The sequence below is a fragment of the Neobacillus canaveralius genome, from assembly GCF_047237705.1.
Taxonomy (GTDB): domain Bacteria; phylum Bacillota; class Bacilli; order Bacillales; family Cytobacillaceae; genus Neobacillus; species Neobacillus niacini_K.
Genome location: NZ_JBDFLL010000001.1, coordinates 767720 through 786075, shown reverse-complemented (window position 1 = coordinate 786075; position 18356 = coordinate 767720). Strand labels below are relative to the sequence as shown.

The following is an 18356-nucleotide window of genomic DNA, read 5'->3' as shown; positions in this document are numbered from 1 at the left end:
CTAATCGCTCCTTACCCCTAATCCCTTGAAAGCCAATTTCGCAGCAGTCCTACAAATTCTTCAGGCTGTTGCATTGCCATTTGTTCCACTTGTTTTTTTATGGCCACCTTTTCATCTTCCTTCAACTCAACAGGCTTGACCGGTGCTTCTTGAAAAATCGGAAACGGATCGTCCTCTTCCTCTTTTGATTTTCTCCGTCGCACTAAAGTGAATAGGATAATTAACAAAACTAATCCGCCAGCACCAATGAGGGCATACCTCCACCAGGCCCCTGGTGGGAAGATACTAGATTCTTCCTCTATTTTCGGCATTTCTGCTTTCCCGTTAAATTCCTGAGAGAACACGGTAATTCGTGATTGGATATCTTGATTGGTTAAAGCTGGATTTGAGCTTAGTGCCGTTCGAACAACATTGGAAAGTATTTGTTGAATACTATCCTTCGTACCCTGTGTCAAGGATGCAGGCTGCTCTGGATTTGGGGGTTCCACTCCGACATTGATGGTCAAATCTTCAATTTTATATGGACTTTGTACGATTTCATTTGTGATTCGATTTACCTCATAGTTCACACGTTCTTCTGTTTCAACTGAATTATTTTCTTGAGATGGATTCGTAGCAGCATATCCAGCAGCCACTATATCCGTTTCTCCCGTTCCATCAACACCAGCAGCCGTATCTTTGCCGCTGTAAGTTTTCTCTATTTTTTCCACACTGACTTTAAGGCCATCGTTTTCAGCAGCCGGCTCTACTAAATCCTCACTTGTCTTAACTTGGTCGAAATTAAGACGTACAAAGGCTTTAACAAGAACTTTATTATGACCCATGATCGTACCGAGCATTTGTTGCAGATCCTTTTGAATATCGACTTCAATATCTTTTTGAATCTTCCGTTGCTGCTCATAATTATCTAATGCACCAGTCAATTGTTCCGGCAGGTCCAATCCTTGCCCGCCCTGGTCCGTCATAACAATATTTTCTTTAGGCAGGTTCGGAATACTTTTTGAAACTAAATGATATAAAACTTGAATTTCCTTTGGTTCTAATTCATATCCCGGCTCCAGTTCAATGACTGCGGAGGCTGAGGCTTGATCCTTCTCATCCGGTTGGACAAACAAGCTTTCCTGAGGAGTTGTGATCACAACAGCAGCATTTTTCACTCCTTCGACATGCCGCAGCAAATCGGCTACTTCTCCTTGAAGTGCCTCTTTTTCCATTGCATCCAACTGCCGGTCAGTTGCTCCAAACTGCAAATCCTTTGTCATATCAAAAAAACTGATGGTACCCGTTTCCGGGAGTCCCTTTGAAGCCAATGAAACTAATAAATTATCAACATCTTCCTGTGGCACAAGAATTGTTGTCCCATTACGATCCAGTTTATAATCGGTATATCCTTCTTGATCCAATTCTGCTTTGATATCGCCAATTTCCTTTTGACTCATCTCCGTAGTGAATAATGGGACATAAGTAGATCTTGATAGAAAAAAGATAGAGAGAGACAATGCCACTATGATGGCGATAAAAATACCAATAAATAGAAACTTTCTTTTTTTACTGACCGAATTCCAAAAATATATGTATTTTTCTTTAAAGTCACGTATTTGTTGATTCATGCTCACTCCACTATTTCATCTGTAGATTTTTACTAGATTTGCATTCTCATCATTTCTTGATAGGCTTCAACCGCTTTGTCCCTTACTTGTGTCGTTAGGGACACGGCAATACTTGCTTTTTGCGCAGCGATGGTGACATCATGTAAATTAACCGCTTCCCCTTTTGCCAGCGATAATGACTTCGATTCAAAGTTTTTCACCGCACCATTTGCGTCCTGGATATACTGATTCAGCAACGTTCCAAAAGAAGAATCAGCTGGACTTTGAGGCTTATTCATCGTAGGTAAACTATTCGTAAATGCTTGAATACTTGATATGTTCATCATCTATTTACCACCTTATCTTCCAATCTCAAGAGCTTTTACCAGCATCGATTTGCCTGCATTAAACGCAGTTACATTTGCTTCGTAGGCACGTGAAGCTGCCATTAAATCGACCATTTCTTTTGTTACATCTACATTCGGCATCATCACATAACCTTGCTCATTACTGTCAGGATTCGAAGGATCATACACCGCCTGAAATGGGCTGGTATCTTCTACGATTTTATTTACTTGGACTCCAGAGAGTTCTTTCTGCAGATAATCGCCAAAAGATGAGGGGTGGTTTGCGGTCACTTCTACCATCTTTCGGCGATAGGGCGCCCATTCTCCGTTAATAAATTGCCCTCTAGTTGTATTCGCATTCGCAATATTAGAGGAAACGACATCTAACTTTAAACGATTGGCGGTTAAGGCCGATCCGCTAATCGAAAGAGATTGAAATATCGACATTGTTTTGATCACCTCGCCCTAATGGCTGTTTTTAGTAAATTAAACTCTTCATTCAATCCATATGTTAACGACTGATACCAAATGGTATTTTCACTTAGCTTCGTCATTTCATAATCTAAATCCACACCATTACCACTGTTTTGGAAAACGGTATTTTCCTGCTCAAGCTTAGGAGAAGGAAGACGAGATGTTTCTCCAATCAAGACATGCCTTGAATTGGTGCGGTTCCCAATAAACTGTCCCTTTACTTCTTGCTGTAGCATTTCTTCAAAGGATACCTTCGTAGGTTTAAAATAAGGGGTATTTACATTGGCGATATTATTTGAAATGGACTTTTGACGTAAAGAGGACGCATCTAAAGCTCTCGACATAATTCCAATCATCTGATTCATCTATTCACCCACTTTTATAAATCTTCTAAACTAGAATGATTTCATCGCCTGTATCCAGGTTGTTTTTAACTCTTGGAACATTCCCTCTATTTCCTTAAGAATCTCGATGTCTTTCGTGATGTTCGCTTCAATCAATCTTTGTTTCATATAATCATAGAGAGAAAAAAGAGAGTTGGATGTTTCAATTTCCATGTTTAGTGTCACCATGAGTTCTGTAATAATTTCTTGTGTTTTCATAATCAAAGAATGCGCCTTCGCTGGATCCTTTTTCTCAATGGCTAGCTTTGCCTGATTCAGAAATTTTACACCTCCACTATAGAGCATGAGTGTCAGTTCTTCTGGTTTTGCCATCATGATTTGATTTCTTTGGTAGATTTCATTTGGATTAATCATCATTCAGCACGTCCTTTACTTCTTACTGTCATAAAAAACTCCCTTTGAAACCGTGACCCAATCTTCGTATTGACTTCTAAGGTATTGTTCATTTTGTGCGTAACGAACACGGTGTGAAAGTCTTTTCATCATATGTTGCATTTTGCTTTGAATTTCCTTCTCAAGAATGATAAGTTCCTCGAGCTGCGCCTGAATGTTTTCATTGATGAGGACCATTCCAGCTTCCGCATCCAACTTATTAATAGTTGAAATACAGGCTTCCCTCTTTTCAATCAAAACAGGTACCTTTCCCTCTTCTCCTTGATGCAAAGCTTTCGATACTGCCTTCGTTAGCTCCAAATATTGCTTCAACTGTGTTTCTTTTTCCTCTATCATCTTTTCCTCACCCTAATGACTGTCATAAAGGAGATTGGCAAATTTCCTTTATTCTTACCCCGAAGTGTTCTTCAATCACCACCACTTCACCTTTTGCAATCAACTTGTTGTTCACATAAACATCCACTGGTTCGCCGGCCATCTTATCTAATTCGACAATCGATCCACTGGTCAATTCAAGAACTTCACTAATCTTCTTTTTTGTTCTTCCCAACTCCACAACAATCTCTAAAGGAATATCTAATAGAAGGTCCAAATTCATTTTTCCATCTAGGTTTGGCCCAAAATCATCCGACTCTAGCTCGGTAAACTGAAACGATTCATTGATTACACTCTGTTTGTTGTTTCCCAGAAGTACATCCATTTCATCTTGTGTGAGTTTCCCCTTTTCAATCATTTCTGCCTTCTCCTTCTATCAAGTGCTCAATCTTAACAGCAACTCTAGACTTCTTCGTTCCCGGGTGCGCTAAGAACTTCAATTCTTCATTTACCCTTACTTGCAGAGGTTCATCCACTAATTGGTCTAATTGGATGACATCATTGACGTTTAAACCTAGGATTTCTTCCATGGTAATCGTCGCCCGCCCTAACTCCGTAATAACAGGAACAATTAAATGCTCAATCCGTCCTTGTAAAAATTCACTTTCTTCCTTGTTTTTGACCCATTTTCCATGTCCATACCAATTATGGGAGGATAACTTTGGAATAAACGGTTCTAATAATATGTATGGAATACAAAGATGCATAGTTTCTTCCACTTTTCCAACTGATAGTTGGAACGTGATAACAATTACCGTCTCCGTGGGGATACCCAATTGCAAAAACTGGGGATTGGTTTCCATGTTCACAAACTTCAGCGGGAGCACCATAATATCACTCCAAGCTTTCTGCAGGATTTGAACAACTCCCTCCAACAAACGCTTTAATACATTGGCTTCGATGGGAGTTAGGGCAGCCCTTCCCCATTCCCCTGCTGTTCCTTTACCACCTAAAAGACGATCAATCATTACAAATGCCATTTCAGGTTTTAAATCCATCGCCATTCGGATCCCTTGTTCACCTGATTCAAATACACTTAAAATCGTGGTGTCCGGCAGCTGGTTAATAAATTCCTCATACAGCATTTGTTCAACCCTAGTGACCTCTACTTGGACAAATGAACGTAACTCAGACGAAATAAAGGATGCAAGCTGATAAGCAAAGTTTTCATGGATTCTCGTCAGCACCCGTACCTGATCCATCGATAACCGCAATGCTTTTTTAAAATCATATACTTTCAAATTGGTAGAGGTACTACCAATTTGGGAATTTGACACACGATAGTCCATTCAATCACACCTCTCCCTTCCGAATACCTGTAAAAAAAAACAACAAAAAAAGACGAGACTATTCCGAAGAAATAGTCTCGTCCATAGCTAAATAAACTAATAGATTAGGACAATCTATATTTCGGCAACTGGCTGGCATACTGTTTCCACAATTTAGCCCCTATAGCTTTGCGTCGCTGAGTTTCCTCAGGTTTGCCTTTTTCAATTTTTTAGAAATTATTAAGTACAAAAAAAGCATAACATTACAATTATTATTTTTCAAATATATTTTGTAGAATACCCCCATAAAATGACGAATTAAATCGAATGTTTACAAATATTTAACATTAGCTGACAGTTTTTTGTAAAAATATATCAAAATATGTAAAAAAAGAGAGAATATCACTATTGATACTCTCTCTTACTCTATTATCTTTTTAAATTCACCAATTCTTCCAATATTTGATCTGACACTGTGATGATTTTGGAATTCGCTTGGAATCCACGCTGGGCGGTAATCATTTCGGTTAATTCTTCGGATAAATCAACATTTGACATCTCAAGTGCTCCTGAGATAATTTGTGCATTGCTTCCATTTGTAAGGAGAGTAGCAATGGAGTCTGGATCTGCATTAGGTGTTAAAGAATACAACGACCCACCTGCTTTCAATAACCCCTTTGGATTGTCAACTGCTATGGTTCCAATTTTCAAACCGGAATCTTCACTTGTTCCATCCGGGTTGACACCAATAATGCGGCCATTTGCGTCAATGGAAAACGTAATGTATTGATCTGGGATGTTAATGGGTTCCCCATCTTGGCCGACTACAAACATACCATTCTGATTGACCAAATTATTACTGCTGTCTAATGTGAAATTCCCAGCTCTTGTTAAAAACTGCTTCTGAGCCGGATCTTCAACCACAAAAAAAGCATCACCATCAAGATAGAGGTCGGTGCCAATATTAGTTGTTGTCGGACTTCCCGGTGTGTGAAGAGTATCAATGCTGCCAACTCTTATTCCCAAACCCACCTGAATCGGATTTGTCCCACCTGATAGTGGAATTGGATTCGGACCTGGTGTTTGTGTTGGACCTGTTGCTCCTTTAACTGTCTGACTAAAAATATCTTCAAATACAACACGGCCTTTTTTAAATCCAACTGTATTAACATTCGCGATATTGTTACCAATCACATCCAATTTTGTTTGAAACCCTTTTAATCCGGATACCCCTGAATTTAATGAACGAAGCATGTGTTTGTTCCTCCTCTTATTGATTCATTTCCATTGAATGGATAGAACTTGATAAAATTTCTTGGTCACCGATTTTATAGTAAACTTGATTATTCTTGTAATTAATTCCTGTAACCGCTCCGCTCTCTTGTACATTGGTTTCTGGATTTGTCCAGGTAACGTTATTGCCAAGAACATAAGAATATTGACTTAAGTTATTGCTTGAATCCAGGTATGCTGTCAGCGAGTTATTCAAGTTGGACAGCTGTTCTAAGACACTTAACTGTGCCATTTGCGCGACGAATTCCCCATCTTTTTGCGGTTGTGTTGGATCTTGGTTCTGAAGCTGTGTAACCAATATTTTTAAAAATGCCTCTTTTCCCAGCTCCTGCTTTGGCTGGGTGCTCGTTGTTGATGTTGAGTAGGAATTAATCGTAGTGATGGATGTCATTTTCTCCCTCCTTACACGGTTGTATTGATTTGTGAAACCCATCCGGGGTCTGTTATGTAATCGCGGTATTCATCTTGTGTTGGAAGCTGAATTGGTTCACTTCGCTTTCGCGAATCCTGCTGACCCTGCCTTCCGTTCGATTCTCCCTTTTGAGAGAACGCACCCATAAAGTTTAATTGGGTAGAGGTTTGCTGTGTAATATCAATCTTCCCGACTTGCAATCCTTGTGTTTCTAGTGCCGAGCGTAACACTTGAACATGCGATTCAAGCAATTCCTTTCCTAAAGGAGTACTGGTAAGAAATTCAGCTGTTAACTGTCCATCCTGAATCGTTACCTTTACATCTACCTTCCCTAAATGCTCAGGAGTAAGAGTAAATGCAGCCTCGATTCTATCTCCCATTCCAGTAACATTTATCGATGATTGGAAAAACTTTGTTATTTCTTGATCAAATTGGTCAGCATGTACGGTTTGAGAAGTAGATAGTACGTTCTCACTTGAAATAATCGGCTGATTCGTCGGCGTTGGATTGTTCAGGGTAATGAACTCTGCCGGAGAGTTTTTATTGGGTTGGACTGCAATCTGCCATTCACTTTGCCCTGAATCCTCACTAATTTGATTTAACCCTTCTAATCCTTTAATTGTTTCAGTTCCTTCTGTTACCTTAAAAAAGGATACAGCATCAGGCTGTATTTCTCCCATTTTCCCAGCTGGTGGCGATGGATCATTTTTGAACGATTCGAGAACGGGATTATTGAATCCTTGTTTCGAAAATATTGGTTCACCTTGTGAAGGAAAATTTTCAACTAACATAGGTTTAAGAAGAGGTTCCATTAATGGATGCTGCTGCGGTAAAAGCAGCTGGTTAACCAGCTCCGTTGACTCTGCATCTTTTTCTTCCATTTGCCCAATAAGTTGCAAAAACGCTTCAAAACCAGTAGCCTGTTCTCCCTCTTTCGCTGCCATTTTGCCTGTTTGATTAATTCCGTTAATTTGTATTCCTGAAAGCTGGATCACGTTCTGCCACCTACTCTTTCCTTTTTATAAAGGGTACCCATTAAGCCAAATTACTCCCCATTGTTAAGGTATCAAAGTAGCGCTGAACACCTGTTACCCAGTGATTATTAAGTTGAGTTGGGTCATTAGCCGCTCCGATTGGTGCATACTTGGCTCCGATTTGAGCGATGGTTAATTTCCCTTTATCTAAATAGTTTTGACGGAGGTTACGAGCCATATCAAAAATGCTCTCTTCAATGGATGAATAAGATTTTAAACCGTTTTTCCCCATCATTCCTGCGACATTTAATTTAAAGCGCGCCGCGTTAGAAGATCCATTACCCGTTTCATGGATTGAAATAGCTGCCAGAAGAGCAGGATCGATGTCATACTTTTTACCAGCCTCTTCAAAAAGGTGACCTGTATTCTGTAAAACCCCCTTTAGATGGGAATTAAGATCGTCGCCACCAGTTTTGGCAGGAGTAAGGGAAGTAGTTTGCAAAGTCCCCACTTCTGGCTGAGAAACAAACGAATTGAAACTAGTAAGGAGCAGGGATGAAATATCTAGATTACTAGTAGATTTCTGATTCAATTCGGTTTGCAACAGAACTTGTTGAAGTAAATTCTCGAAGGAACTGCTGGTAAGACCTGATTGATTGGAAAGATTACTTTGCCCTAGGCGCGCTGTATCCAAGATAGTTTTTTGAAGTAACCAATTACTAGACAATGATCCAATATTCATAGCCTACATCCTCCCGCCCATTTGCTGAGATAGCCATGAGCTTTGTGAATTAAGACGAGACATCGCTTGCTCCATTGCTGCAAATTGGCGATAGTATTGTTCTTCTTTACTTTGTAGCTTGACTGTTTGGCGGGCAATATCTGTTTGCGTATTCGACAATAACTTCCCTATAATACTTTGATCATACTGGTTATTCCCGGTGTAACCCGCTTTATTGGTCAATTCTTTAATCCCGTCCTGTAAAGTCTCAGAAATCTGATTAATAACACCACTTGTTCCTTTACTAGGATCTCCAAGTTGTGAAAACAGTTTTTCAACTGCATCAGGGTCAGCTTGAATGGCCTCTCTTAATTTTGTTTCGTCCACATAAAGTTTTCCTTTGTCCTGATAGCTTCGAGATGAAATCCCGATTGACGAAAGTGAATTGTATGAACTTCCATTATCAATAATAGAAGTCATCGTACTGCGCATTTTTGTAACCAGTCCAGATAAAATACTATCACTGCGAAGAAGACCGCTTTTTGCTTTCTCCTCCCACATTTCAATTTGTTTCTCTGACATCTCACTTTTCTGCTCTTCCAAAAGTGGCAGGTAATCCCTATAAACAGGATCACTTACAGCCTTATTTATTTTTTCTAGCAGACCATTATATTGATCGACAAAATCTTTTATATTTTTAACGACTCCGTCCGTGTTTTGTGAAACAGTAACCGTGCTTGCCCCAATGGTTGGACTTTTAAAGGAAAAATTAATTCCCATGATGGTCGCATGATTTGATGTTAAGGTCGTAATTTCATTTCCATTAAAGATGACATTGGCATTTTGTCCTGTAGCAACTAAGTTTGATGTATCTTGGCCAAGTGTGTTACTTAAAAATGATTGACTCGCTGCACTAGTATTCATGCCTAGGTCAATTTTGGTGGTTTCACCTGTTTCCTTTGTTTTTAACGTAAATTGCTGTAAGGTCGGATCATAAAAAGCTTGCAGTCCTAAGCTTTTCCCCGTACTATCCTTGGCACCATTTATTTTTCCGACTACATCATTGATCGTATCTGTCGTTTTAATATCAAGCGTTACCGTTTCATTGTTTACATTCATTACAATCGAAGTATCTGCAGTTAATTGCCCTGCACCTTGAACGGTATTTCCAAGCGACTTCGTTGGATCTAAATATACTTTTTCCCCAGTAAAAGTAGCTGAACTAGCCAATTGCTTTACTTCCACAGAATAAGTACCTGCTAGGGAAGTGCCTGAAGAAGTGGCTGAAACGGAATGCTCTTGGCTAGAAGTGACATCAAACGTATTATACGATTTTGATAGACCCATATTTAATACAGTATTCGACCGAAACGCTAACAAATCCGCATTCCATTGCCGATATGTATCACTTAGCCATGTTTGCTTTTGTTGGTTTTGTTTCAGTTTATTAAGCGAGATACTCTCGGCACTCATCAGCTTTTTAACAATAGAGTCTGTATCCATTCCTGAAGCAAACCCTGTTAACCTAGTGATAGAGGAATAATTCACTGCTAATCACCCCATATAAATTTAATCTCTGTAATAGTATCGGCAGGTTGTTTAGAGGAATAGAGGGTTTTTTGTAAAAAAATAAGGTTTGTCTGATATTTTTGGGGTATCCTGAAATATTGTTTGCTTCTGATAAACCTTCTCAGCAAAGCAATTTACTATGCAAAACTGGCCCTAGGGGATCCTAGGGCCATCATGTTATTTTACTTCTACAGTTTTCTTGGCAATGATTAAAGTACCATTTTCTAAATAACCACGTAATTCAAGGGTGACTTCGCCTTTTTGCCAATCAAAGTCTTCCCGTTCGAACTTAAAATGACCTTTTTCAGCTTGCTTTTGCAATCCATTATTCTTTGGATCCGCTGCTACACCGTTTAACGTAACGCTAGAAATATCAAAGGAGAAAGATTGGTAGTCTTCAGGTAATATTGCTTTTACCGTGAAGATTCCTTTATTTCCTTTAATTACTTTCGGTAATACCTCAAGAGTAGCCGGAATGTTCACTAGGAATTCCTTTTCTACTTGAGTGGTCCATCCAGCAGCATCAGTTACAGTAACAAGAAGCTTGTATGCACCTGGTTCGCTAAGCGTAATCTGGTCACCTTTTTGAAAAGACTTACCGTTAACCGTAACCTCTTCAACTGCGATACCTGAAAGGTTATCTGCTGCAAGGAAATCCAATGTAAAGGTTGAACCAAGCTCCTGTTCTGCTGCGATATCAAACGAAACCGTTGGAGCCGTTTTATCAATCTTCACTTCTACAGTTTGCACTTCTTCTACATTACCTGCGTTATCCACGCTGTAGAAAGATACTTCATTTACACCTTCTTCAGTAACTGTAAATGCTGTTCCTGCAACGAATTCTGCGCCATTAATAGAATAGAAGGTTTTTGCTACGCCACTAAGTGCGTCCGTTGCTGTTAATTCTACTGCTACTTCCCCTTGATTCCACTGGTCGGTAACATTCGAAATAGTCTCTGGCGCTTCAGTATCAATCTTCACTTCTACCGTTTTCTCTTCTTCTACATTGCCAGAGTTATCCACGCTGTAGAAAGATACTTCATTTACACCTTCTTCAGTAACTGTAAATGCTGTTCCTTCTACGAATTCTGTGCCGTTGATAGAATAGTAGGTTTGTGCGACTCCACTAAGAGCATCCGTTGCTGTTAATTCTACTGCTACCTCCGCTCGATTCCACTGGTCGGTAACATTCGAAACGGTTTCCGGTGCCTCAGTATCAATTTTCACTTCTACTGTTTTTACTTCTTCTACATTACCTGCGTTATCCACACTGTAGAAAGATACCTCATTTACTCCTTCTTGAGTAAAGGTAAAGGCTGTTCCTTCTACGAATTCTGTGCCGTTAATAGAATAGAAGGTTTTTTCGACTCCACTTAAATCGTCGGTTGCTGTTAATTCAACAGCCACTTCTCCTTGATTCCATCCATCCTCTACATTCGAAACAGTCTCCGGTGCCTTAGAATCAATTTTCACTTCTACTGTTTTCACTTCTTCTACATTACCTGCGATATCCACGCTGTAGAAAGATACCTCATTTACTCCTTCTTGAGTAAAGGTAAAGGCTGTTCCTTCTACGAATTCTGTGCCGTTAATAGAATAGAAGGTTTTTTCGACTCCACTTAAATCGTCGGTTGCTGTTAATTCAACAGCCACTTCTCCTTGATTCCATCCATCCTCTACATTCGAAACAGTCTCCGGTGCCTTAGAATCAATTTTCACCTCAACTGTATTCACTTCTTCTACATTCCCTGCGTTATCCACGCTTAAAAAGGATACTGTATTCACTCCTGGATCACTTACAAAAACGGTCGCACCTTCAACATAATCAGCACCATTCAAGGAGTAATATGTTTCTTTAATTCCACTAAAATCATCGGTTGCCGTTAGTTTCAATAGGTATGACTCGTTTAACCACTCGTCCGTTACGTTCGAAGTAGTTACCGGAGGAGCTTCATCAATTTTCACTTCCACTGTTTTCACTTCTTCTACATTTCCTGCGTTATCTACGCTGTAGAATGAAACAGTAGTAACTCCAGCTTTACTAACTACTAAGCTAGCACCTTCAACAAAATCAATACCATTTAAAGAATAATAGGTATTCGCAACTCCGCTTACATCATCGGTTGCGGTTAATTCTACTGATACAGCCTCGCGATTCCACTTATCAACTACATTTGATTCCGTTACCGGTGCGGTCGTATCATTTTCTCCAACCTCGACAACAACTGTGCTGGATGAACTAGACTCTGTGCCTGCTGGTGAAACCGGAACAATAACATACGTATGTTCACCCGATTCTAAGCCTGGCAATGATAATTCCGGATCACTCGTATTTCCAACAAGAACCCGTTCTCCATTTACTTCTTCATACACATTATAGGAATCCGCATCCTTAACGGTTTCCCAGCTAAGAATAACATCGTCACCATTTGCTGTTGCTTTTGGTGCCTCTGGTGCCTCTAACACAGGTTCAACCTTGCCAGTAACCTGGTTTGAAAAAGGTGAATCTCCATACTTACTGTGTGCAATAACTTCATAGGTGTAAGAACCATATGGCATATTGTTAAATACGATACGGGTATTTGGTGTAGGCTGAATCAACGTACGTTCACCATCCACCACCTGATATATATCGTATGAAGTTGCATAATCCACTACATCCCACCAGAGAGCAATCGACTTAGCTTCCTGATTAACGAATACTTGTACATAAGGTGCCTCTATTTCAGGATAAACAATCGTCGCTTCCACTAGAGAAGCCTGTGCAGATTCACCAAAACGATCACTGTAAGAGGTGATTTCATACACATAATCGCCTTCTGGTAAATTATTAATCGCTGTATACGTATTGTTAATATCAGCAACAAATTTCCGTTCACCATTTATTACCTGGTATAACTTATAGCCTGTTGCATATTCTACTTTGTTCCATTTTAAATAAAGTGTATCTACATTTAAGACAGAGCCTGAAAATCCTTCTGGTTTCTGCATATCTGGATAAATCACTCGTTGCTCCAACCGTGCAGGTGCTGATTCACCAAAACGATCACTAAATCCAGTTACTTCAAAAATGTAGTTGCCTTCTTCCATATTAGGTAAACTCAGTTGCGGATAAGGTGTCTGTGTAAGTAAAACCCTTGAACCATCAATGATTTGGTAAACCTTGTAGTTCGTGGCATAATTGACTTTATTCCAAGTTAAGGTTCCATCATTTCCATTCGTTATCGATAAATTTATATTCCCAGGGACCAGTACATCTGGATGAATAAGAGGAACCTCGATACCTGCAGCATTTTCTGATTCTTTAAAGGTATAGCTGTAGGAAGTTACTTCGTAAAAATGGATTCCTTCTGGTACATTTGTAAGCGTCACATTTAAATTAGTCGTTGAAGTAACGAGCGTTCTCTTGTTATCTTCAACTTTATAAATATTATACTTATTCGCGTGGTTAGAACGATCCCAGCTTAAGGTCACGTCATTACCGTTCGCTACAGTATATTTCAGATTAGCAGGTGCCTCCATATCTGGATACACAATATCCGCTTCAACCCGGGCTGCCTGTTCGGATTCTCCAAAAACACTATTATATGATGTTATCTCATATACATAATGCCCTTCTGGCAAGGTAGTAAACGCCTGGGTCGTCTTCTCCGTTGTCGTGACTAATTTTCTTACTCCATTCACTACTTGATAGACTTTATAATAATGGACATAACTTGCAGCATCCCAAGTTAATGTTAAATCATAGAATCTTTCAACCTTTGATTGGATATTGCCAGGTGCTTGCATTTCTGGGTAAATAATTTCGATTGAAACGGGCGCAGAAAGTGGTGACTCTTGACCGCTGACAATCGCAGATACAGCAAATGTGTATGTTCCTTCTTTTAAGGATATAAACGCCTTATTCGTGGTAGGCTGTGCAACCAGTGTTTTCGTTTCACCATCCAATCTGTACACTTTGTATCCTGAGCTGTAAGAAACGGCATCCCATTCGACCACAGCGCTGCCAGGGTAACGTTCATAGACTTTTACATTCGTTGGTGCCTGCAAACTTGCAGCATAAACTCCCATAACAGGCAGTATCAGTTGAATGAATAGCAAAACACTAATAATGGCTGAAAGCTTTCTCATTTTTTTCAATATAAACCCTCCTTTTTATAAAAGTAATAATTTTTATCAAAAAAAAGAGATTTAAGACGCCTTAAATCTCCTTTTTTATTTGTTAACGTAGTAATTGAAGAACTGCCTGAGGCTGTTGGTTAGCTTGAGAAAGCATCGCTTGAGCAGCTTGAGAAAGAATATTATTCTTTGTGAATGTCATCATTTCTTTTGCCATATCAACATCACGAATACGAGATTCTGCAGATGTTAAGTTCTCAGCTGTTGTGCTTAAGCTGTTATTGGTAAATTCAAGTCGGTTTTGTACAGCACCCATTTTCGAACGCTCAGCAGCAACCGTTTCAATCGCTGTGTTGATAGCTGTAATGGATGTGTTAGCAGCAGCTTGTGTTGAAATGTCTGCACCACCTACTTTAAGTGAATCTCCGTCTGTTAATGCTACGGTAGATGAAAATACTGTTGTACCTTCGTCTCCTTTGAATACAATTCCGTTAGTAGAACGTGCTACGACTTCTCCGTGTGCATCTAAAAGAACATTATCTCCTGCATTGTAAGTATATGAACCTGCCTCAAGACCAGTGTTGCCGAAAGCAGCCGTTGCTTTCACATTTGTTCCATCATAGCTTAATGTACCTGATGTTACTGCTTGACTAAAGACAAAGTTATCATCACCAGCGGTTCCATCAAATGCCTTTGTAGTAAAGGTCAATCCATCCGTACTAGCTGCGACAACCTTACCGTTTTCATCCTTTACTTCATAATTCCCAGCACTTCCAGAAACACTGTATGTTCCAGCCTTAAGTGTATCCCCAGTTATAGTCCCAACTTCTGTAATAGTGTCAGTTTGTTCGATTCCAACTTTCCCCGCAACACCTAAGCTAAATGATTGAGCATCACCAATCTTAAGGCTCATGTTTTGGTCTTGGTTCGCACCAATTTGGAATGTACCGTCAAATGAACCGTTTAATAGTTTCTTACCATTAAATTCCGCAGAGGAACCGATACGGCTTACTTCTTCAGCTAATGTGTCAATCTCCGCTTGAAGCTTTACACGGTCAGATGATGTATTAGTATCGTTGGCAGACTGAACAGCAAGTTCACGCATACGTTGTAAAATAGAATGTGTTTCGTTCAATGCGCCTTCAGCTGTTTGAAGTAAAGAAACACCGTTTTGTGCGTTCTTTTGTGCCACTTCTAATCCACGGATTTGTCCACGCATTTTTTCAGAGATTGCTAGACCTGCTGCATCATCACTTGCACGGTTAATACGAAGACCTGAAGACAATCTTTCCATGTTTTTCGCTGCTGCATTAGATCCAGCTGTTAACTGACGATGTGTGTTAAGTGCTGCTACGTTCGTGTTAATTCTCATTTTATGTACCCTCCTATAGTTGAGGAATATTTTCCCTCTCTACTTTTATATATCGACATGGAATTAGAGAGTGTAGAGGGGATTATAGAAAAACTTTTTATTTTATTGCAATTTTTCTTCGCTGGTTTTCCATGGCAAAGATCTCTTTCACCAACCGCTTTTCATCACTACTAGATAGATTTAAAAATTGAATTCCATAAAAAAAACTGCTTCTATTGATTCTCTCAATTTTTCGAACAATTCTCCCTTCTAATGAAAATTCCTCATCATTTAGGTAAAAATGAACCCTAACATATACCTGCTGCTTTAAAGGAAAGTCATAATAGGAGATGATTCCTGCTCCACCTGCACTTATATCCTCGATCTCACAATAATTATTTCGATTCACATCGATACTTCCTACTTTGAGAACTTCCATAATTGAATTTTTGATCATCACTCGTAGTCTGAAATTGTCCCTTCGATTAGTCTGTTTCTCTTCTTTTTTTAGCTTTTTTTGTTTCTTCAATTCTTTTAGTCTAGCTAAATATATAATAGAAGAAACTATGATCACTGCAGTTACTATTATTAAAATTAAATACGTTTCCATACTTCCCCCTCATTTAATGATGAAATAAGACATCCCCATCTCATAAGGGAAGATGGGGAAATCGAAAAACTATTTTTTATCGTAAAAAGTCAGCTAAACTTAACTGCATGATTTTACCACCAGCGGTTAGCGCAGCTTTTAAAGCTGTTTCTTGCAAGGTCAATTCAGTAAAGGCTTTAGTAATATCCGTATCCTCGGTATTTGACAGCATTTTTTCATTTAAAAATTGAGCTTGATCCAATTTATTGGCAGCCAGTTCAAGTAAATTTTGATTGGTGCCGACTATGGTCCGTTGCGTAATCAGGTTATCAATTTGTTTGTCTACAGAATTCAATAATGAACCTGGATTTTCCCCATTTTCTAATGTTAGTGCAAGATTCTCCATTGTTTTAAATAAGTTTTTCCCATCAACTTCAAATCCAAATACGGAAGAAGCATGAACCTTTCCATTTACACTGATTCCTTGGCCGATACTCCATTCTTTTCCGTTCTCACTCGTCTGTTGCAACATATCATTTTGATATGGCTGAGTATTCAGTTCTGTTCCCGAAAATAGGTAACCACTGCCATACGCTGTATTCGCAATATTCCCCACTTGCTGGATCAGGGAGCGAATTTCAACTGCAATATTTTTTCGATCGCTGCTATTTACAGAATCATTACTGGCCTCTACGGTTAGCTCGCGAACGCGATGTAGAACATCGGTGACATTCCCAAGTGCCCCGTCCATCGCCGTGCTCCAATCGATGCCATCCTGTGTATTTTTTTGAAATTGCTCAACATGACTAAGGGAGGAACGATAGGTTAATCCTTTTAGTGCGTCACCAGGTTGATCCGATATCTGTTCGAACTTTTTCCCAGAGGATATTTGTCCCTGAAGTTTCTCCATAGAGGTATTATTACGATTTAAATTTTGGATAAATTGCTGGCTCAGCATTTGATGTGTAACGCGCATCCTTCTCCTCCTTTCATGTCATAATCTATGACCTTTACTTCATTCCATTAATCAATGTATTTAGTAGATCGTTTACCGCGGACACATAACGTGCAGCAGCATTATAGGCTTGCTGGTATCGAACCATGTTTGTCATTTCTTCGTCAATTGAAACTCCAGAAACAGACTGTCTACGATTGTCTACCATTTGAACCATCGACGTAGCATTTTCACTTGATAACTGTGTCTCCTGAACGTCGGTTCCTAATTGTCCAATGACTTTTTTATAAAAATCACCAATGGTTGTGTTCGTCCCACCAATATCCATTTTTTGAAAAAACACATCACTCATCAAAGTTGCATTAGAACCATCACCAATATTATCGGACGCTGCAGCTGCTACTTTAGCAGGGTAGTCAACCAAAACTGGATTGATGATGATATTTCCTGCATCTTTCGGAGGCTGAGTCGGATCATCTTTATCGACAAAAAACAGTAATTTTTCTAATGGAGCATTTGGATTCTCACTTCTCGCTTGGACATCATCCAAATTCCTTGCATTATCACCTGCATGAATCGCATTCATGCTATCTGCTATAGTCGTAGCCAAAAGATTAATACTTGTTCTTAACTCAGGAATCCGTCCGATGGTTGTACCAGATGCATCCATATAACCAAGTGTTTCAATCAAACCCTTGATTTCCCCGCCTTTTAATCCCACCAGATTACCAGCAATTCTGGCCCCGCCGTCCTGCGGATTCACAGTAAATGAGTTGGCTGTATTACCTTCAACTAGCTTTACGCCACTAATCGACACATCTATCTTTCCATTAACGGTGGAAGTAACCTCGATGTTAGCAATTTTAGAAAGGTTATCGAGCAGTAAATCGCGGCGATCAAGCAAATCATTGGGTTGTTTCCCAGCACCAATATTTTGTGCGATTTGTTGATTTAAAGTAGCTAATTCACTTGCTGCTGCATTCACTTCATTCGCTTTAACTTGAAGCTGATCTGCTAAATTTTTTTCGTAATCTGCAATACCCGAAAAGATTTGATTTAAGTTACTCGCTACTTCTTTTCCGTTCGCTACGACAACTACTCTTGTGGATATACTTTCCGGTTGTTTTGAAAGCTCCTGCAAGCCTTGCCAAAAACGATTGAGGGAGCTGCTTAAGCCCGAATTTGAAAGTTCATTAAAAATATTTTCAAGCTGAGAGAGAGAATTTGCTTTTGCTTCCCAATACCCAGCTTTCTGCTGTTCATTCTGAAACTGGTTGTCTAAATAACTTTCGCGAATGCGTCGAAACTCCGAAACCTCCACACCCGTTCCCATTTGCATAGGTAGCGTTCCGTTATTCGGATTCGGAGAGGCTAGTGGTAGAGTAGCCTGCAGCACAGCTTCTTGCCGCGTGTATCCCTTCGTGTTCGCATTGGCGATATTATGTCCTGTTGTACTAAGTGCGGTTTGTTGGGATAAAATCGCTCTTTTCCCGATTTCTAATCCATGAAAGGTTGAGTACATC

At 39.6% G+C, this 18356-nt stretch carries 17 protein-coding genes, 1 pseudogene and 1 riboswitch; all 18 genes and pseudogenes read right to left on the bottom strand.

What is annotated here, in order from left to right:
• Positions 1 to 17 precede the first annotated feature (17 nt).
• The 18 genes and pseudogenes from fliF to flgK all read right to left on the bottom strand — a co-directional run bounded on the left by fliF (position 18) and on the right by flgK (position 18355).
• Complete coding sequence (gene fliF, locus ABC255_RS03835) at positions 18 to 1610, bottom strand: flagellar basal-body MS-ring/collar protein FliF (RefSeq protein ID WP_412991426.1); 1593 nt, start codon at positions 1608 to 1610, stop codon at positions 18 to 20.
• Positions 1611 to 1642: 32 nt separating this feature from the next.
• On the bottom strand, positions 1643 to 1936 hold the full coding sequence (fliE, locus tag ABC255_RS03830; protein WP_412991424.1) for a flagellar hook-basal body complex protein FliE: 294 nt from the start codon (positions 1934 to 1936) through the stop codon (positions 1643 to 1645).
• Positions 1937 to 1948: 12 nt separating this feature from the next.
• On the bottom strand, positions 1949 to 2383 hold the full coding sequence (gene flgC, locus ABC255_RS03825; protein ID WP_412991422.1) for a flagellar basal body rod protein FlgC: 435 nt from the start codon (positions 2381 to 2383) through the stop codon (positions 1949 to 1951).
• Between the two features lie 8 nt (positions 2384 to 2391).
• Positions 2392 to 2775, bottom strand: coding sequence for a flagellar basal body rod protein FlgB (flgB, locus tag ABC255_RS03820; protein ID WP_412991420.1), 384 nt, complete (start codon positions 2773 to 2775; stop codon positions 2392 to 2394).
• A gap of 30 nt (positions 2776 to 2805) precedes the next feature.
• Positions 2806 to 3171 carry a flagellar export chaperone FliS gene (fliS, locus tag ABC255_RS03815; RefSeq protein ID WP_412991419.1) on the bottom strand — a complete coding sequence of 122 codons (366 nt, stop codon included), beginning with the start codon at positions 3169 to 3171 and terminating at the stop codon, positions 2806 to 2808.
• 12 nt (positions 3172 to 3183) lie between these two features.
• A complete protein-coding gene (locus ABC255_RS03810; protein WP_412991417.1) occupies positions 3184 to 3543 on the bottom strand; it encodes a hypothetical protein in 360 nt (119 codons plus the stop codon).
• A 22-nt stretch (positions 3544 to 3565) separates the two neighbouring features.
• Positions 3566 to 3856: pseudogene (gene fliN, locus ABC255_RS03805) on the bottom strand (flagellar motor switch protein FliN); the annotation flags it as partial.
• A 76-nt stretch (positions 3857 to 3932) separates the two neighbouring features.
• The gene (gene fliM, locus ABC255_RS03800; protein WP_412991416.1) at positions 3933 to 4871 is read right to left on the bottom strand and encodes a flagellar motor switch protein FliM; all 939 of its coding nucleotides are present in this window, start codon (positions 4869 to 4871) and stop codon (positions 3933 to 3935) included.
• A 120-nt stretch (positions 4872 to 4991) separates the two neighbouring features.
• Positions 4992 to 5078: riboswitch (cyclic di-GMP riboswitch) on the bottom strand.
• Between the two features lie 201 nt (positions 5079 to 5279).
• Positions 5280 to 6104 (bottom strand): flagellar hook-basal body complex protein, encoded by an 825-nt coding sequence (locus ABC255_RS03795; RefSeq protein WP_412991414.1) that lies wholly within the window; start codon positions 6102 to 6104, stop codon positions 5280 to 5282.
• 16 nt (positions 6105 to 6120) lie between these two features.
• Positions 6121 to 6534 carry a flagellar hook capping FlgD N-terminal domain-containing protein gene (locus ABC255_RS03790; RefSeq protein WP_412991413.1) on the bottom strand — a complete coding sequence of 138 codons (414 nt, stop codon included), beginning with the start codon at positions 6532 to 6534 and terminating at the stop codon, positions 6121 to 6123.
• Between the two features lie 11 nt (positions 6535 to 6545).
• Positions 6546 to 7550, bottom strand: a complete 1005-nt coding sequence (locus ABC255_RS03785; protein ID WP_412991411.1) for a flagellar hook-length control protein FliK — start codon at positions 7548 to 7550, stop codon at positions 6546 to 6548.
• A gap of 40 nt (positions 7551 to 7590) precedes the next feature.
• Complete coding sequence (locus tag ABC255_RS03780; RefSeq protein WP_412991409.1) at positions 7591 to 8271, bottom strand: glucosaminidase domain-containing protein; 681 nt, start codon at positions 8269 to 8271, stop codon at positions 7591 to 7593.
• A gap of 3 nt (positions 8272 to 8274) precedes the next feature.
• Positions 8275 to 9798, bottom strand: a complete 1524-nt coding sequence (gene fliD, locus ABC255_RS03775) for a flagellar filament capping protein FliD (protein ID WP_412991407.1) — start codon at positions 9796 to 9798, stop codon at positions 8275 to 8277.
• A gap of 198 nt (positions 9799 to 9996) precedes the next feature.
• On the bottom strand, positions 9997 to 13950 hold the full coding sequence (locus tag ABC255_RS03770) for an OmpL47-type beta-barrel domain-containing protein (RefSeq protein WP_412998475.1): 3954 nt from the start codon (positions 13948 to 13950) through the stop codon (positions 9997 to 9999).
• A gap of 91 nt (positions 13951 to 14041) precedes the next feature.
• The gene (locus tag ABC255_RS03765; RefSeq protein ID WP_412991405.1) at positions 14042 to 15310 is read right to left on the bottom strand and encodes a flagellin N-terminal helical domain-containing protein; all 1269 of its coding nucleotides are present in this window, start codon (positions 15308 to 15310) and stop codon (positions 14042 to 14044) included.
• Positions 15311 to 15407: 97 nt separating this feature from the next.
• Positions 15408 to 15899, bottom strand: a complete 492-nt coding sequence (locus tag ABC255_RS03760; RefSeq protein WP_412991403.1) for a PilZ domain-containing protein — start codon at positions 15897 to 15899, stop codon at positions 15408 to 15410.
• A gap of 76 nt (positions 15900 to 15975) precedes the next feature.
• The gene (flgL, locus tag ABC255_RS03755; RefSeq protein WP_412991401.1) at positions 15976 to 16854 is read right to left on the bottom strand and encodes a flagellar hook-associated protein FlgL; all 879 of its coding nucleotides are present in this window, start codon (positions 16852 to 16854) and stop codon (positions 15976 to 15978) included.
• 34 nt (positions 16855 to 16888) lie between these two features.
• Complete coding sequence (gene flgK / locus ABC255_RS03750; RefSeq protein ID WP_412991399.1) at positions 16889 to 18355, bottom strand: flagellar hook-associated protein FlgK; 1467 nt, start codon at positions 18353 to 18355, stop codon at positions 16889 to 16891.
• Position 18356 lies beyond the last annotated feature (1 nt).

Coding starts and splice junctions, on each gene's coding strand:
- fliF (WP_412991426.1), bottom strand. CDS start 1,610: ATGAATCAACAAATACGTGACTTTAAAGAAAAATACATATATTTTTGG.
- fliE (WP_412991424.1), bottom strand. CDS start 1,936: ATGATGAACATATCAAGTATTCAAGCATTTACGAATAGTTTACCTACG.
- flgC (WP_412991422.1), bottom strand. CDS start 2,383: ATGTCGATATTTCAATCTCTTTCGATTAGCGGATCGGCCTTAACCGCC.
- flgB (WP_412991420.1), bottom strand. CDS start 2,775: ATGAATCAGATGATTGGAATTATGTCGAGAGCTTTAGATGCGTCCTCT.
- fliS (WP_412991419.1), bottom strand. CDS start 3,171: ATGATGATTAATCCAAATGAAATCTACCAAAGAAATCAAATCATGATG.
- ABC255_RS03810 (WP_412991417.1), bottom strand. CDS start 3,543: ATGATAGAGGAAAAAGAAACACAGTTGAAGCAATATTTGGAGCTAACG.
- fliM (WP_412991416.1), bottom strand. CDS start 4,871: ATGGACTATCGTGTGTCAAATTCCCAAATTGGTAGTACCTCTACCAAT.
- ABC255_RS03795 (WP_412991414.1), bottom strand. CDS start 6,104: ATGCTTCGTTCATTAAATTCAGGGGTATCCGGATTAAAAGGGTTTCAA.
- ABC255_RS03790 (WP_412991413.1), bottom strand. CDS start 6,534: ATGACATCCATCACTACGATTAATTCCTACTCAACATCAACAACGAGC.
- ABC255_RS03780 (WP_412991409.1), bottom strand. CDS start 8,271: ATGAATATTGGATCATTGTCTAGTAATTGGTTACTTCAAAAAACTATC.
- ABC255_RS03770 (WP_412998475.1), bottom strand. CDS start 13,950: ATGAGAAAGCTTTCAGCCATTATTAGTGTTTTGCTATTCATTCAACTG.
- ABC255_RS03765 (WP_412991405.1), bottom strand. CDS start 15,310: ATGAGAATTAACACGAACGTAGCAGCACTTAACACACATCGTCAGTTA.
- ABC255_RS03760 (WP_412991403.1), bottom strand. CDS start 15,899: ATGGAAACGTATTTAATTTTAATAATAGTAACTGCAGTGATCATAGTT.
- flgL (WP_412991401.1), bottom strand. CDS start 16,854: ATGCGCGTTACACATCAAATGCTGAGCCAGCAATTTATCCAAAATTTA.
- flgK (WP_412991399.1), bottom strand. CDS start 18,355: ATGTACTCAACCTTTCATGGATTAGAAATCGGGAAAAGAGCGATTTTA.